Here is a 14,984-nt window from a genome sequence, read left to right as displayed (position 1 = left end):
TGATATCTGATATTGTATCTCTTAAGACGAGGTGAATGGACATGCAAAACCAACTGGCTCTTAGTGGAGAAAAAATTATTGAAAAAGTTTATCCTCAACTATTTCACCACATTGGAATGATTCGTGGGGAATATTTGCTAAGAGAGCTCAATCAAAACATACTGTTACCAAGTTGTCAGCAATTTGTAAAAGATTATCTAGACACCATTTGCTCCTTGTACTCAGATGAAGAAGTTTGGTATCGTTTTTCTGAATTAACGAATACAGAAGCCAATTGTTTAGTGGGGACTAAAGAGTTTTTTGACGAAGGACATCCCTTGTTTGGCTATAGAGGAACCAGGCGTTTACTGGTGTGTCCGGATGAATTTCAGGCTGAGGCACATGTCGTTACAGAAGTTTATCAAACCAATCCCAATCTGTCTGTTATTTTTCCTTTTGTGAATGATGCTGAGCAGTTAAAGCAAGCTATTACAGTATTACGTCAGCATGGTTTCACTGGAAAAATTGGCACAATGATTGAATTACCGTCAGCATATTTTGACTTGGATAGAATAATGAAAACGGGTATTTCAAAGATTGTAGTTGGAATGAATGATTTGACTTCTTTTGTTTTTGCGACTGTGAGAAATAGTCAATGGCATAATATGGAAAGTCCAATTATGTTAGATATGCTAAGACAGATGCAGGACAAAGCAAGGATAAAAAAGATTGACTTTGCTGTAGCAGGCTATCTGAATGCTTCTTTCATACAAAAAATGAATCAGATGGGGATCAAGTGCATTATCCACTATAGTTCTATTCCAGAGATTTTTGATTTAGAAATTGACCATCCAGACCACCTCAAACGTGTGAAAGAAGTAAGTAAAAAATTACAAAGGAGTAACCCATGACACCTCAAGAAATGTGGAAAGCATACAAGCAAATCAATCCCTCTATCGGCGATGAGATCGATGCCTGGGCTTTTGGAGTAGATGCCGATCTTTTGGCAGATTTGGTTTTAAAAGGCGAAAAGACAGCAACCGCCTCAGCCTACGATCTCTACGCATTAGAAGGCGAATCTCTACCGCAAGAAGGAACCTTTGATGTCATTTTAGATAGTCAAAATCAGGCTGTCTGCATTGTCGAAATTACCAAGGTTTCTGTTCAGCCTTTCAATCAAGTTTCTGCTGACCATGCCTTTAAGGAAGGGGAAGGTGACAAATCCCTAGCCTATTGGCGTCAGGTTCATGAGGAATTCTTCACGGAGTGGCTGGAGGAAATGGGCTTGACTTTTACACCTGACAGCAAGGTCGTTCTGGAAGAATTTCGCAAGGTCTACCCACTGTAGACTGCAGAAGGAAGAAAGTTTTGGAAATTACCGTCCAATCCTTTTTTCTTAATCAAAACATGATATAATAAGTTTGTTTGAAGAAGAGTAAAACTCTTAAACTTAGAATAGGAGAAAACTATGCAAGCAGTTGAACATTTTATTACCCAATTTGTTCCTGAACACTATGATTTATTTTTAGACTTGAGTCGTGAGACCAAGACGTTTTCTGGGAAGGTGACCATCACTGGTCAAGCACAGAGTGACCGTATTTCCCTTCACCAAAAAGACTTGGAAATCGCTTCTGTAGAAGTTGCGGTTCAAGCTCGTCCATTTACAGTTGATCATGAAAATGAAGCCCTGCATATCGAATTAGCTGAGGCTGGTCAAGTTGAATTAGTCATTGCTTTTTCAGGAAAAATCACAGACAACATGACAGGGATTTATCCTTCTTACTACACTGTTGATGGTGTCAAGAAGGAAGTCTTGTCTACCCAGTTCGAGAGCCACTTTGCGCGAGAAGCCTTCCCATGCGTGGACGAGCCAGAAGCCAAAGCAACTTTTGACCTTGCTCTTCGTTTTGACCAAGCAGAAGGTGAAGTGGCCTTGTCAAACATGCCAGAGACTGACGTTGAAAACCGTAAGGAAACAGGCATCTGGAAGTTTGAAACAACACCTCGCATGTCTTCTTACTTGTTAGCCTTTGTAGCAGGTGATTTGCAAGGGGTGACCGCTAAAACTAAAAACGGTACTCTTGTAGGTGTCTACTCAACGAAAGCTCACCCACTATCTAACCTTGATTTCTCACTAGACATCGCCGTTCGCTCAATCGAATTTTACGAAGATTACTACGGAGTTAAGTACCCAATTCCTCAATCTCTCCATATCGCACTCCCTGACTTCTCAGCTGGTGCTATGGAAAACTGGGGTCTGGTAACCTACCGTGAAGTTTACTTGATTGTCGATGAGAACTCAACCTTTGCTAGTCGACAACAAGTTGCCCTTGTTATCGCCCACGAGCTTGCCCATCAATGGTTTGGTAACCTCGTTACTATGAAATGGTGGGATGACCTCTGGCTCAATGAAAGCTTCGCTAACATGATGGAATACGTCTGTGTCGATGCCATCGAGCCAAGTTGGAATATCTTTGAAGACTTCCAAACAGGTGGTGTGCCGGGAGCACTTAAACGTGATGCGACTGATGGCGTTCAGTCTGTCCACGTCGAAGTTAAACACCCAGATGAAATCAATACGCTCTTTGACGGAGCTATCGTCTATGCCAAAGGAAGTCGCCTCATGCACATGCTTCGTCGTTGGCTAGGTGATGCGGATTTTGCTAAAGGTTTGCACGCCTACTTTGAAAAACATCAATACAGCAATACAATTGGTCGTGACCTTTGGGATGCTCTTGGTCAAGCATCAGGACGTGATGTCGCAGCCTTCATGGATTCTTGGTTGGAACAACCAGGTTATCCAGTTCTCACTGTCAAAGTTGAAAATGATGTCTTGAAGATTTCACAAAAACAATTCTTCATCGGTGAGCACGAAGATAAGAACCGTCTCTGGGTTGTGCCACTGAACAGCAACTGGAAAGGTTTGCCAGATACACTTGAAACTGAAAGTATCGAAATCCCTGGCTACGCAGCTCTTCTTGCTGAAAATGAAGGAGCTCTTCGTCTTAACACTGAAAATACGGCCCACTACATTACAGACTATCAAGGAGATTTGTTAGAGGCTGTTCTTGCTGAGCTAGAGACACTTGATAACACAAGCAAACTGCAAATTGTTCAAGAACGTCGTTTGTTGGCTGAAGCAGGGCACATTTCTTATGCTGACTTGCTCCCAGTCCTTGATAAACTTGCTAAGGAAGAGTCTTACTTGGTAGTTTCAGCTGTATCTCAAGTGATTGCTGCCCTTGAGCGCTTTATCGATGAAGGAACAGAAACTGAGAAAGCCTTTAATGCACTCGTTGCTAAATTGGCTCGTCACAACTATGATCGTCTTGGTTTTAAAGCCAAAGATGGTGAATCAGATGAGGATGAATTGGTTCGTCAGTTAACTATTTCCATGATGATTCGCTCCAATGATGCAGAAGCTAGTCAAGTCGCTAGCCAAATCTTTGCAGCTCATAAGGAGAACCTTGCAGGCCTTCCAGCGGCAATCCGTGCTCAAGTTCTCATCAATGAAATGAAACACCATGAGACCAAAGACTTGGTCGCAACTTATCTGGACCTCTACACTCATGCCACAGATGCTGTCTTCAAACGCCAGTTGGCAGCTGCTCTAGCATACAGTACAGATGCTGACAATATCCAAACCTTGATTGGCTCATGGAAGGATAAGTTTGTTGTGAAGCCACAAGACTTGTCTGCTTGGTATTACCAGTTCCTAGATCATCAAACAACTCAAGAAACTGTTTGGGTCTGGGCGCGTGAAAACTGGGCTTGGATCAAGGCAGCTCTTGGTGGGGATATGAGCTTTGATAGCTTTGTTATCCTACCTGCCCATGTATTTAAGACTGAGCAACGCTTGGCAGAATACAAGGAATTCTTTGAACCACAACTTTCTGACCTAGCTCTTAGCCGCAACATTCGTATGGGAATCAAGGATATCGCAGCGCGTGTTGACTTGATTAAGCGTGAGAAAGCAGCAGTAGAAGCTGTTGTAGCTCAATATGGCAAAGCTTAATTCGTTCGAAATGTAAACAAAAACTCAACTTTCTATCTTAAAAGAAGAGAGAGTTGAGTTTTTTTTAAGGCAATTTTGGTATAATAATCATAACAAGGAGGAGTTTCTGATGATAAAAATCTTATTAATAGAAGATGACCTAGGCCTGTCAAACTCAGTATTTGACTTTTTAGATGATTTTGCGGATGTCATGCAGGTCTTTGATGGTGAAGAAGGTCTCTACGAAGCAGAAAGTGGCGTTTATGACTTGATTTTGCTTGACCTGATGTTGCCTGAAAAAAATGGCTTCCAAGTTTTGAAAGAGTTGCGCGAAAAAGGAATTACAACACCAGTCCTTATCATGACTGCCAAAGAGAGTTTGGATGATAAGGGACACGGTTTTGAGCTTGGAGCGGATGACTACCTCACCAAACCTTTCTACCTAGAAGAACTCAAAATGCGGATCCAAGCCCTTCTCAAACGTTCAGGCAAGTTTAACGAAAACACCTTGACCTATGGGGATATTGTCGTTAACCTTTCAACGAATGAAGTGAAAGTGGAAGATACTCCTGTAGAACTGCTCGGGAAAGAGTTTGAGTTATTGGTTTACTTCCTTCAAAATCAAAATGTTATTCTTCCCAAGACACAAATTTTTGACCGTCTATGGGGATTTGATAGCGATACGACGATTTCCGTTGTAGAAGTCTATGTCTCAAAAGTTCGTAAGAAATTGAAGGGAACAGCCTTTGCTGAAAATCTTCAAACCTTGCGTAGTGTCGGGTATATTTTAAAAGATGTTCAATAAACTAAAAAAAACATGGTACGCAGATGATTTTAGCTATTTCATTCGAAACTTTGGAGTTTTCACCCTGATCTTCTCTGCTATGACCTTGATTATCCTGCAGGTCATGCACTCGAGTCTCTACACTTCTGTAGATGAAAAACTACAAGCCCTTAGCACTAGCCCTCAAGCTGTCATCCAATTAGCCCTTAATCGGGCAACTGAAGAAGTCAAAGATATTCAACCAGCAACAGCGGATGCCAGCAAGGCTGAAATCAAGCCCAATGTCAGCTCCAATACGGAAGTCTTGCTCTTTGACAAGGATTTTAACCAACTCTTACTGGGTAACCGCTTTTTAGGCTTGGACAAGATCAAACTGGACAAGAAAGAGTTGAATCATATTCGGCAAATCCAAGTTGTCAATAGCTACGGTCAGGAAGAAACCTATCGGATGATCTTGATGGAAACTAACTCTTCCTCCGTATCAAGCAACGTCAAATATGCGGCGGTTTTAATCAATACCAGTCAGCTCGAGCAAATCAGCCAAAACCATGAGCATTTAATCGTAGTGGTCATGGCCAGTTTCTGGCTCCTGTCTTTAATTGCCAGTGTTTACTTGGCACGTGTCAGTGTCAAACCCTTGCTGGAAAGTATGCAAAAGCAGAAGTCCTTTGTTGAAAATGCAAGCCACGAACTGAGAACACCTTTGGCTGTTTTACAAAATCGTTTAGAGACTCTCTTTCGAAAACCAGAAGCGACGATCATGGAATCCAGCGAAAGTATTGCTTCTAGCCTCGAAGAAGTTCGGAATATGCGTTTCCTTACAACCAACCTTCTCAATTTAGCACGTCGAGATGATGGACTTAAGCCAGAAATAGCAGAAGTTTCTCCACAATTCTTTAAAACCACCTTTACCAACTATGAGTTAATTGCTTCTGAAAATGATCGAGTTTTTGACTATGAAAATCGGATTTATCGTCCCTTCATGACCGATCAGTTGCTCTTAAAACAACTCATGACCATCTTGTTTGATAATGCCATCAAGTATACCGAAGAAGATGGAAAAATTGAGTTTGTGGTTTATGCTACAGATCGCCATCTCTATCTAACAGTAGCGGATAATGGGATTGGAATCTCAGCTGCTGACAAGAAGAAAATCTTTGACCGTTTTTACCGTGTAGACAAGGCGAGAACCCGTCAGAAAGGTGGCTTTGGCTTGGGACTTTCTTTGGCCAAGCAGATTGTTGATGCCTTACGAGGAACGATTAGCGTAAAAGATAACAAACCTAGAGGAACGATTTTTGAAGTTAAAGTCGCTATTCAATCTCCTTCAAAACGTAAGAATAAATAAAAAAAAAGCAGTTTTAAAAACTGTCTTTTTTGATAACTAGAAAATAGGTTGGTAGTAATACCAACCTTTATTTTAAAATCTTTTGTTTAATAATCTTTCGTTGAAGTTGTAAAAGTGCGAAGCTTGTCCCCATAGCAGCAATAAATGATAAAGCTGTATTCAATTTTAAGGCCAAAAAGATAAAACTAAAAAGTGCCATAAAAATACAAAAACAAGCAATATTTACAAAAAATAAAATCTCTTTTAGGTTAGGGCCAACAGGGGCTTCAGGTGTGTAATCTTGGTAAAGCGGAGTTTGTTTCGATTCGGGAATTTGTTCAAACTCATAAGCTTCTAGTTTTCTTGCGGGCATGATTCTCTCCTTAACAGTACCTAACTATTTTATCATTTTTTATGCAGAGAATTGTTACAGAATGGTTACAAAACTACTAAAGTCTCTTATCATTATCTAAGTCACTCTTCTTGACACCCACTGGGGAAAGTGATAGCATGGATGTTACACTTGAAACAGATGACCTGACCTTCTCTATTATAAATATACTGAGAAAGGAAAGGATAACTTATATAAATTGATAGCAAGCTGAGGCTTTTTCCTAAGATGATTTGTTAAGTTGCTACCTGGATACTTTTGAAGAGTATTGATAGGAGTTGTTTTGAATGGATGGAAGGACAGAGATTCTGTCTATTGGACTGGGTGGCTTTTTGCTACCTCTGGGGAAAGTAAAAGGAGATAAGCATGTATCTTGCTATCAAAGAGATATTACGAAACAAACTTCGATATAGTTTGATTCTAACTACCATTTTTCTTATCGCTTTTATGGTCTTTTTTATGACCAGTCTAGCTCTTGGTCTTGTGCGAAACAACCGAGCAGCTATTGATAATTGGCAAGCGACGGGTGTGGTTTTATCTGACTACGCAAATGATAATTTGACGGCATCTTTTATTCCTGAAAAGGACTACAAGGATAAGAGTTCTGAAGAGGCTGCTCCATTGGGCTATATGTTTGCTGTAACCAATCTAGTCGATGGTAGTGAAAAGGTCAATGTTTCCATTTTTGCTCAAAACTGGGACTCTTTTATCTCTCCTAGTTTGACGGAAGGTCGTTATCCTGAAGGAGATGATGAGGTTGTTGTGGATCAGTCTTTTGAGAACTATGGGATTAAGCTAGGCGATGCCATTCAGCTCAATGGAAGCGAGGCAAGTTACAAGATTGTAGGCCTGACTCAAGGAAATAAATTTTTCACTGAGCCTGTTGTCTTTACGAGTCTGACAACTTATTGGACCTTACAAGGAACCTTGAAAGCCAATCGTTCCATCTCTGCCTTGGTATTGAAAAATGATATAGAAGTGGTTGGGGATGGTCTGAAACAGATTTCCATTCCAAAAATGATATCAAAAATTCCTGGTTACACACCTCAGGTTAATGTATTTTCAGGGATGATTCTTGCTATGATTGTTATCACAGGCTTGATTGTGGGTATTTTTGTTTATATCATTACCATCCAAAAACTAGGACTTTATGGAATAATGCGGGCTCAGGGTATACAGATCAAAACCATTGTATGGTCCCTTTTCTGTCAAATCTTCCTCCTAGCTGGTATGGGGATTGCTTTAGCCTTGCTGGCAATCGGAGGAGTGATTTTGGTTTTACCAGCTACCTTCTTTTTCTACCCAAGTTGGATAGCTTACTCTGTCCTAAGCTTGGTAATTTCCTTGATGGCCCTTCTAGGTGGTGTCATTTCACTTCCACGCTTGCTAAAGGTGGACCCGATTACTGCGATTGCAGAATGATAAGGAGAATAGTATGACAGCATTGATTGAAATGAATCAAGTGACAAAAACATACGGGGAAGGAAAGATGAAAGTCGTAGCCCTGCATGAGACGAATTTTCAGCTAAATGCGGGAGAGTTCGTAGCTATCGTTGGGCCTTCAGGTTCTGGAAAGACGACCTTTCTAACGACTCTAGGACAACTTCAGGAAGCATCGAGTGGAAAGATTTTGGTAAAGGGGAAGGAAACAGGCAGTTTGACGGAGAAGGAGAAAACAGACCTCCGTTTTAGAGAGTTTGGCTTTATTCTTCAGGCTTCAAACTTAATTCCTTTTCTAACGGTCAAGGAACAGCTGGATTTGATTGACAGACTGGATAAGGGAAAAAATAGGAAGAGTGATCGAAAAGAGTTACTTGACTTGTTGAATTTGGAAAAAGTACAAGATCATTATCCCAAAGCTCTATCAGGTGGTGAACGTCAACGTGCGGCGATTGCTAGAGCACTTTATAATAATCCGAGCATCGTTCTTGCAGATGAGCCAACAGCCAGTCTGGATACCCAGCGTGCCTACCAAGTAACGGAAATGTTGGCTGCCATTGCCCACGAACAAGGTAGAGGAGTTGTCATGATTACACATGATACACGCCTTCTCGATAAGGTTGACCGAATTTATGTTATGAATGATGGCCACCTAGTTGAAGAAACACATGCATAAAAAAGAGAGTGAGCGGTGCTGGTTACTGTTCACTTTTTGATTGCAAACTTTAAAAAATGACTTTGACTTTTTATAAAAATCCTAGTATTCATAGCTGATTTTTGAGAAATATGGTATAATTTTTCTTATGGAAAAGATTATCATTACAGCAACTGCTGAAAGTATTGAACAAGTTGAACAGTTACTCGAAGTTGGCGTAGACCGTATCTATGTCGGTGAGAAAGATTTTGGCCTTCGTCTACCAACGACCTTTAGTTATGAAGAGTTGCGCACCATCGCTAATCTCGTTCATGATGCGGGTAAGGAATTGATCGTTGCAGTCAATGCCCTCATGCACCAAGATATGATGGACCGAATCAAGCCCTTCCTAGATTTCTTGGAAGAAATCAAGACAGACTATATTACTGTTGGGGATGCAGGTGTCTTTTACGTGGTAAATCGTGATGGCTATTCCTTTAAGACCATCTACGATGCTTCAACTATGGTGACAAGCAGTCGTCAGATTAACTTCTGGGGTCAAAAGGCTGGCGCATCTGAGGCGGTTTTGGCGCGTGAAATTCCATCTGCTGAGCTCTTCAAGATGCCTGAGATTTTGGAAATTCCTGCTGAAGTCTTGGTTTACGGAGCTAGTGTCATTCACCATTCTAAGCGTCCGCTCTTGCAAAACTACTATAACTTTACACATATCGATGATGAAAAGACGCGTAAGCGTGACCTCTTCTTGGCAGAACCAAGTGATCCAGAAAGCCATTATTCTATCTTTGAAGATAATCATGGTACCCATATCTTTGCCAACAATGACCTTGATTTGATGACCAAATTGACAGAATTGGTGGAGCATGGTTTTACCCATTGGAAGCTAGAAGGACTCTACACACCAGGTCAAAACTTTGTTGAGATTGCTAAACTCTTTATCCAAGCGCGTAGCTTGATCCAAGAGGGCAACTTTAGTCATGACCAAGCCTTCTTGTTAGATGAGGAAGTGCGCAAGTTACACCCTAAAAACCGTTTCCTCGATACAGGATTCTATGATTACGATCCTGATATGGTTAAATAGGACACGAAAACCCGAAATAAAAATGTTCGGGTTTTTCAAGTGTATTCATGAAATAAAAACGGATACATGTTATAATAAAAGTAACTCTTTAATGGAGGTGTTTAAGTGGAGAATCTGAAAAAGATGGCAGGTATCAAGGCTGCTGAGTTTGTCAAGGATGGTATGGTTGTTGGACTCGGTACTGGATCAACTGCCTACTATTTCGTAGAAGAAATCGGTCGTCGCATTAAGGAAGAAGGTTTGCAGATTACTGCTGTAACAACTTCCAGTGTGACCAGTAAGCAGGCTGAAGGTCTTAACATCCCGCTCAAGTCGATTGATCAAGTAGACTTTGTTGATGTGACGGTTGACGGGGCGGATGAAGTAGATAGCCAGTTCAACGGAATCAAAGGTGGTGGTGGTGCCCTTCTGATGGAGAAGGTTGTCGCAACGCCCTCAAAAGAATACATTTGGGTGGTTGATGAAAGCAAACTAGTAGAGAAACTAGGTGCTTTTAAATTGCCAGTAGAAGTGGTTCAGTATGGATCAGAACAGGTCTTTCGTCGGTTTGAGCGAGCTGGCTACAAACCAAGTTTCCGTGAAAAAGACGGCCAACGTTTTGTGACCGATATGCAGAACTTTATCATTGACCTAGCCTTGGATGTCATTGAAGATCCAATTGCCTTCGGACAAGAATTGGACCATGTCGTTGGTGTCGTAGAGCACGGTTTATTCAACCAAATGGTGGATAAGGTCATCGTAGCTGGACGAAATGGCGTTCAGATTTTAACTTCAACAAAAGGGAAATAAAAGGAGACACACTATGTCAAAATTTAATCGGATTCACTTGGTGGTACTGGATTCCGTGGGAATCGGTGCTGCACCAGATGCCAATAACTTTGTCAATGCAGGAGTTCCAGATGGAGCTTCTGACACACTGGGACACATTTCAAAAACAGTTGGTTTGAATGTGCCAAACATGGCTAAAATCGGTCTAGGAAATATTCCTCGTGAAACACCGTTGAAGACCGTTCCAGCAGAAAGCAACCCAACAGGATATGCAACAAAATTGGAAGAAGTATCTCTTGGTAAGGATACCATGACTGGACACTGGGAAATTATGGGGCTTAACATTACAGAACCTTTCGATACTTTCTGGAACGGATTCCCAGAAGAAATCTTGACAAAGATCGAAGAATTCTCAGGACGTAAGGTCATTCGTGAAGCTAACAAACCATACTCAGGAACAGCTGTTATCGATGACTTTGGGCCACGTCAAATGGAAACTGGGGAGTTGATTATCTATACTTCAGCTGACCCAGTTTTGCAGATTGCTGCCCACGAAGATATCATTCCTTTGGATGAATTGTACCATATCTGTGAATACGCGCGTTCGATTACCCTTGAGCGCCCTGCTCTTCTAGGTCGTATCATTGCCCGTCCATATGTTGGTGAACCAGGTAACTTCACTCGTACAGCTAATCGTCGTGACTTGGCAGTTTCACCATTTGCTCCAACTGTTCTCGATAAACTCAATGAAGCAGGTATCGACACTTATGCTGTGGGTAAAATCAACGATATCTTTAACGGTGCAGGAATCAATCATGACATGGGACACAACAAGTCAAACAGTCATGGGATTGATACACTATTGAAGACCATGGGACTTGCTGAGTTTGAAAAAGGGTTCTCCTTCACAAACTTGGTAGACTTTGATGCTCTTTACGGTCACCGCCGCAATGCTCATGGTTACCGTGATTGCTTGCATGAGTTCGATGAACGCTTGCCTGAAATTATCGCAGCCATGAGAGAGAACGACCTTCTCTTGATTACTGCGGACCATGGAAATGACCCAACCTATGCAGGAACAGACCACACTCGTGAATATATTCCATTGTTGGCCTTTAGCCCTTCCTTTAAAGGAAATGGTGTCATTCCTGTCGGACATTTTGCAGATATCTCAGCGACAGTTGCGGATAACTTTGGTGTTGAAACTGCCATGATTGGGGAAAGTTTCTTAGATAAATTGGTATAAGATGACGCGATATGCTTTACTGGTTAGGGGCATTAATGTCGGTGGGAAAAATAAGGTTGTCATGGCGGATCTTCGTCAAGAATTGACAGAGTTGTGTTTGGAGAAGGTTGAAACCTACATCAACAGTGGCAATATTTTCTTTACTTCTACAGCTCCCAAAGCCCGATTGGTTGAAAAGTTAGAGGCTTTCTTTGAAGTCCATTATCCATTTATTCAGAGTTTTTCTTTACTGGGTCTAGAGGACTTTGAGGCGGAGCTTGACAATCTACCAGGTTGGTGGACAAAAGACATGGCGCGAAAAGACGTCCTCTTCTACACGGAGGGCTTGGATGTGGATCAAGTCATTGAGAAAGTTGAAAGTTTGGAACTGAAAGATGAAGTGGTTCATTTTGGAAGACTTGGGATTTTCTGGGGGAAATTCTCTGAAAAATCTTACTATGCAACTGCCTATCACAAGTACTTACTCAAGATGCCTTTCTACCGCCGAATCACCATTCGCAATGCTAAAACTTTTGACAAAATCGGTCAAATGCTAAAAAATAATAAAGGAGACACACAATGACATTTTTAGACAAAATCAAGGAAACAGCTGCTTTCCTGAAAGACAAGGGGATCCTAGCGCCTGAGTTCGGTCTAATCCTTGGATCAGGACTTGGAGAATTGGCAGAAGAAATCGAAAATCCAGTTGTAGTAGACTATGCTGAGATTCCAAACTGGGGCCGTTCAACAGTAGTCGGTCATGCTGGTAAATTGGTATATGGAGAACTTTCTGGTCGCAAGGTCTTGGCTCTTCAAGGTCGTTTCCATTTCTACGAAGGAAACCCTCTGGAAGTTGTGACCTTCCCTGTACGTGTCATGAAAGTTCTCGGCTGTGAAGGTGTCATTGTTACCAATGCTGCAGGAGGTATCGGCTACGGTCCTGGTACCTTGATGGCTATCTCAGACCATATCAACATGACAGGCCAAAATCCATTGATGGGTGAAAACTTGGATGATTTTGGTCCACGTTTCCCAGATATGTCTAAGGCCTACACACCAGAATACCGTGCTACTGCCCATGAAGTGGCTAAGAAACTCGGGATTAAGCTTGATGAAGGTGTCTATATCGGTGTAACTGGTCCAACTTATGAAACACCTGCAGAAATTCGTGCCTATAAGACACTGGGAGCAGATGCTGTTGGTATGTCTACGGTTCCTGAAGTTATTGTGGCAGCCCACTCAGGTTTGAAAGTTCTAGGAATTTCATGTATTACTAACCATGCTGCTGGTTTCCAAGAAGAACTCAATCATGAGGAAGTTGTAGAAGTGACTGAACGTGTCAAAGGCGACTTTAAGGGCTTGATTAAAGCTATTCTTGGTGAACTCTAATCCTATGAAAGCACGACTCCAAAGCCTGCCCTACGGACTGAGGCTACTTCTAGCCACTCTATCATTGGGAATAGGGACGGGTCTGGTCGGAATTGCCTGCCATTATTTACTAGAAAGTGTGCAATGGCTGGCCTTTGGCCAAACTAGTTCGGATTTGCTCCAGCAATTTCAAGAAGCTGGGGGTCTCCGTAGATTCCTCGTTCTGTGTGTGACAGGGGCCCTGGCAGCTGGCTTCTGGTATGTCCTACAAAGGCGCCATAAGATTTTGTCTATTCGTCAGCAAATTATATTAGCTGGAGACAGGGAGCCAGCGTTCTTAGCCCACCTCTTTCATGCAGGTATGCAGGTTGCGATTGTCGGAGCAGGCGCATCGGTCGGAAAAGAAGGAGCACCACGCGAGGTTGGGGCCCTTCTAGCTGGTTGCTTGTCAAAGGGATTCTCTCTAGCCCTTAAAGAACGGAAGGTGTTGGTTGCCTGTGGGGCAGGAGCAGGTCTAGCTTCGGTCTATCAGGTTCCCTTTGCTAGTAGTTTGTTTGTCTTTGAGACCTTAGGACTTACCTATAGTTGGCAGAACTTTTTGCTGGTTTTGGCTAGTACTTATCTGGCAACCTGGGTGGCTCAGCCCATTGTTGGTCAGGATGCTATTTATCACCTATCTGCGGTCTCTTGGTCGTCTAGCAGTTTCTTGCAGGCGATTCTGATTGCTTCATTGGTTACTCCACTTGCGCTGGGCTTCCGATTTTTAGCTAAACGGGCGGGCCACAAGCGACGGAAGAATGGGACAATTCTTTGGGCTCTTCCTCTAGCCTTTCTCGTGCTGGGGAGCCTGGCAGTCTTTTTCCCTATCTTTATGGGAAATGGCCAGGTACTAGCCCAAGCCTTGTTGTCTAGCCAGCCAATTCCCTATCTTCCATTGACTCTTGCAGTAAAGGGGCTTCTAGTTTATCTCCTCTTGCGTAATGGTGCCTATGGGGGAACCTTGACGCCATCATTTGCCTTGGGGATTGGATCTGGCTATTTAGTGACTTTGCTTTTGACAGTAGTTGGCATTCATCTGGATCCAGCTCTAGGAATGCTACTAGGAGCAACAGTCTTTTTAGGAACGACCTTACAAGCTCCTCTGACGGCCATTGCACTGAGCCTTGGATTTACAGGCCAGGATTGGAGTTTGACAATACCGCTTGTACTAGCAGCAGGAATGTCTTACGTGATTCGAAAGAGATGGGAGAAGAAACAATGAAGGTACATTTTGTACTGCATGAAACATTTGAAGTTCCGGGCGCTTATCTAAAATGGGCTCTGGCACGAGGGCATCACATTACATCAACAAAGGTTTACGAAAAAGAACCTCTTCCTGAAACAATTGACGGGATTGATTTTCTGATTGTCATGGGTGGACCCCAATCTCCTGATGAGGATAAAGCAAACTTCCCATACTATGACCCTAAGGCTGAGCTTGCTTTTATGAAAGAAGCGATTGCTGCGGATATCTATATTGTTGGTGTCTGTCTCGGTGCGCAGCTCCTGTCTGTTGCCTATGGTGCGAAGTATGAACATAGTCCAGAGCGCGAGATAGGCGTTTATCCTGTGACATTGACGATGCAAGGTCTAACAGATCCTCATGTCAGCTTGTTCGGAGAAACCTTAGAAACCGGCCACTGGCACGGTGATATGCCAGGGCTGACAGAGGATGCTGTTGTTCTTGCGACGAGTCAAGGTTGTCCACGCCAAATTATTCGCTTCAGTCCTAAGCATTATGCATTTCAGGCTCATTTGGAATTTGATTCAGAAGCAGTAGAACTCTTAATTGTTGCAGATGGTGAGGAGCGATTAAGAGAGCAAAGTGAAAAGTTACCTTTTGTTCAAACACCAGAAGAATTACGTAAAAACGATTACTCTGAAATGAATGCAAAACTGTACGCATTTTTAGATTCATTGGTAAACTAGGAACTAC

At 42.3% G+C, this 14,984-nt stretch carries 15 protein-coding genes; 14 read left to right on the top strand and 1 reads right to left on the bottom strand.

Annotated elements, in window-relative coordinates:
* The first annotated feature begins 41 nt into the window (after positions 1 to 41).
* From HT680_RS04620 to HT680_RS04600, 5 genes are all read left to right on the top strand, one after another.
* A complete protein-coding gene (locus tag HT680_RS04620; protein WP_173258574.1) occupies positions 42 to 890 on the top strand; it encodes a putative PEP-binding protein in 849 nt (282 codons plus the stop codon).
* Positions 887 to 1,327, top strand: coding sequence for an ASCH domain-containing protein (locus HT680_RS04615; RefSeq protein WP_173258572.1), 441 nt, complete (start codon positions 887 to 889; stop codon positions 1,325 to 1,327). Before HT680_RS04620 ends, HT680_RS04615 begins: the two co-directional genes overlap by 4 nt.
* 120 nt (positions 1,328 to 1,447) lie before the next feature.
* Positions 1,448 to 3,994, top strand: a complete 2,547-nt coding sequence (locus HT680_RS04610; protein ID WP_173258570.1) for a M1 family metallopeptidase — start codon at positions 1,448 to 1,450, stop codon at positions 3,992 to 3,994.
* Between the two features lie 109 nt (positions 3,995 to 4,103).
* Positions 4,104 to 4,778, top strand: coding sequence for a two-component system response regulator CiaR (gene ciaR / locus HT680_RS04605; protein ID WP_173258568.1), 675 nt, complete (start codon positions 4,104 to 4,106; stop codon positions 4,776 to 4,778).
* The gene (locus HT680_RS04600; RefSeq protein ID WP_173258566.1) at positions 4,768 to 6,105 is read left to right on the top strand and encodes a HAMP domain-containing sensor histidine kinase; all 1,338 of its coding nucleotides are present in this window, start codon (positions 4,768 to 4,770) and stop codon (positions 6,103 to 6,105) included. The genes ciaR and HT680_RS04600 overlap by 11 nt, the downstream gene beginning before the upstream one ends.
* A 67-nt stretch (positions 6,106 to 6,172) precedes the next feature.
* Here HT680_RS04600 and HT680_RS04595 read toward each other — a convergent pair whose 3' ends face one another.
* A complete protein-coding gene (locus HT680_RS04595; RefSeq protein ID WP_173258563.1) occupies positions 6,173 to 6,457 on the bottom strand; it encodes a DUF3270 domain-containing protein in 285 nt (94 codons plus the stop codon).
* 384 nt (positions 6,458 to 6,841) lie between these two features.
* Here HT680_RS04595 and HT680_RS04590 point away from each other — a divergent pair, with 384 nt between their 5' ends.
* From HT680_RS04590 to HT680_RS04550, 9 genes are all read left to right on the top strand, one after another.
* Entirely contained in the window at positions 6,842 to 7,897 is a 1,056-nt protein-coding gene (locus HT680_RS04590; protein WP_173258561.1) for an ABC transporter permease, read from the top strand.
* Between the two features lie 13 nt (positions 7,898 to 7,910).
* Positions 7,911 to 8,591: an ABC transporter ATP-binding protein gene (locus HT680_RS04585; protein ID WP_173258559.1), complete on the top strand. Its 681-nt coding sequence runs from the start codon at positions 7,911 to 7,913 to the stop codon at positions 8,589 to 8,591.
* 127 nt (positions 8,592 to 8,718) lie between these two features.
* A complete protein-coding gene (locus HT680_RS04580; RefSeq protein ID WP_173258557.1) occupies positions 8,719 to 9,648 on the top strand; it encodes a peptidase U32 family protein in 930 nt (309 codons plus the stop codon).
* A 105-nt stretch (positions 9,649 to 9,753) separates the two neighbouring features.
* Positions 9,754 to 10,437 (top strand): ribose-5-phosphate isomerase RpiA, encoded by a 684-nt coding sequence (rpiA, locus tag HT680_RS04575; RefSeq protein ID WP_173258555.1) that lies wholly within the window; start codon positions 9,754 to 9,756, stop codon positions 10,435 to 10,437.
* Between the two features lie 13 nt (positions 10,438 to 10,450).
* Positions 10,451 to 11,662 carry a phosphopentomutase gene (locus HT680_RS04570; RefSeq protein ID WP_173258553.1) on the top strand — a complete coding sequence of 404 codons (1,212 nt, stop codon included), beginning with the start codon at positions 10,451 to 10,453 and terminating at the stop codon, positions 11,660 to 11,662.
* Position 11,663: 1 nt separating this feature from the next.
* Positions 11,664 to 12,224: a DUF1697 domain-containing protein gene (locus HT680_RS04565; RefSeq protein WP_173258551.1), complete on the top strand. Its 561-nt coding sequence runs from the start codon at positions 11,664 to 11,666 to the stop codon at positions 12,222 to 12,224.
* Positions 12,221 to 13,030 (top strand): purine-nucleoside phosphorylase, encoded by an 810-nt coding sequence (locus HT680_RS04560; RefSeq protein ID WP_173258549.1) that lies wholly within the window; start codon positions 12,221 to 12,223, stop codon positions 13,028 to 13,030. Before HT680_RS04565 ends, HT680_RS04560 begins: the two co-directional genes overlap by 4 nt.
* 4 nt (positions 13,031 to 13,034) lie before the next feature.
* A complete protein-coding gene (locus tag HT680_RS04555) occupies positions 13,035 to 14,270 on the top strand; it encodes a chloride channel protein (RefSeq protein ID WP_173258547.1) in 1,236 nt (411 codons plus the stop codon).
* The gene (locus tag HT680_RS04550; protein WP_173258545.1) at positions 14,267 to 14,977 is read left to right on the top strand and encodes a type 1 glutamine amidotransferase; all 711 of its coding nucleotides are present in this window, start codon (positions 14,267 to 14,269) and stop codon (positions 14,975 to 14,977) included. The genes HT680_RS04555 and HT680_RS04550 overlap by 4 nt, the downstream gene beginning before the upstream one ends.
* Positions 14,978 to 14,984 lie beyond the last annotated feature (7 nt).

Source organism: Streptococcus sp. 5905 (genome assembly GCF_013276505.1).
Classification (GTDB): Bacteria; Bacillota; Bacilli; order Lactobacillales; family Streptococcaceae; genus Streptococcus.
This window is presented reverse-complemented; position numbering and strand designations above follow the sequence as displayed.

Coding starts and splice junctions, on each gene's coding strand:
- HT680_RS04620 (WP_173258574.1), top strand. CDS start 42: ATGCAAAACCAACTGGCTCTTAGTGGAGAAAAAATTATTGAAAAAGTT.
- HT680_RS04615 (WP_173258572.1), top strand. CDS start 887: ATGACACCTCAAGAAATGTGGAAAGCATACAAGCAAATCAATCCCTCT.
- HT680_RS04610 (WP_173258570.1), top strand. CDS start 1,448: ATGCAAGCAGTTGAACATTTTATTACCCAATTTGTTCCTGAACACTAT.
- ciaR (WP_173258568.1), top strand. CDS start 4,104: ATGATAAAAATCTTATTAATAGAAGATGACCTAGGCCTGTCAAACTCA.
- HT680_RS04600 (WP_173258566.1), top strand. CDS start 4,768: ATGTTCAATAAACTAAAAAAAACATGGTACGCAGATGATTTTAGCTAT.
- HT680_RS04595 (WP_173258563.1), bottom strand. CDS start 6,457: ATGCCCGCAAGAAAACTAGAAGCTTATGAGTTTGAACAAATTCCCGAA.
- HT680_RS04590 (WP_173258561.1), top strand. CDS start 6,842: ATGTATCTTGCTATCAAAGAGATATTACGAAACAAACTTCGATATAGT.
- HT680_RS04585 (WP_173258559.1), top strand. CDS start 7,911: ATGACAGCATTGATTGAAATGAATCAAGTGACAAAAACATACGGGGAA.
- HT680_RS04580 (WP_173258557.1), top strand. CDS start 8,719: ATGGAAAAGATTATCATTACAGCAACTGCTGAAAGTATTGAACAAGTT.
- HT680_RS04570 (WP_173258553.1), top strand. CDS start 10,451: ATGTCAAAATTTAATCGGATTCACTTGGTGGTACTGGATTCCGTGGGA.
- HT680_RS04565 (WP_173258551.1), top strand. CDS start 11,664: ATGACGCGATATGCTTTACTGGTTAGGGGCATTAATGTCGGTGGGAAA.
- HT680_RS04560 (WP_173258549.1), top strand. CDS start 12,221: ATGACATTTTTAGACAAAATCAAGGAAACAGCTGCTTTCCTGAAAGAC.
- HT680_RS04555 (WP_173258547.1), top strand. CDS start 13,035: ATGAAAGCACGACTCCAAAGCCTGCCCTACGGACTGAGGCTACTTCTA.
- HT680_RS04550 (WP_173258545.1), top strand. CDS start 14,267: ATGAAGGTACATTTTGTACTGCATGAAACATTTGAAGTTCCGGGCGCT.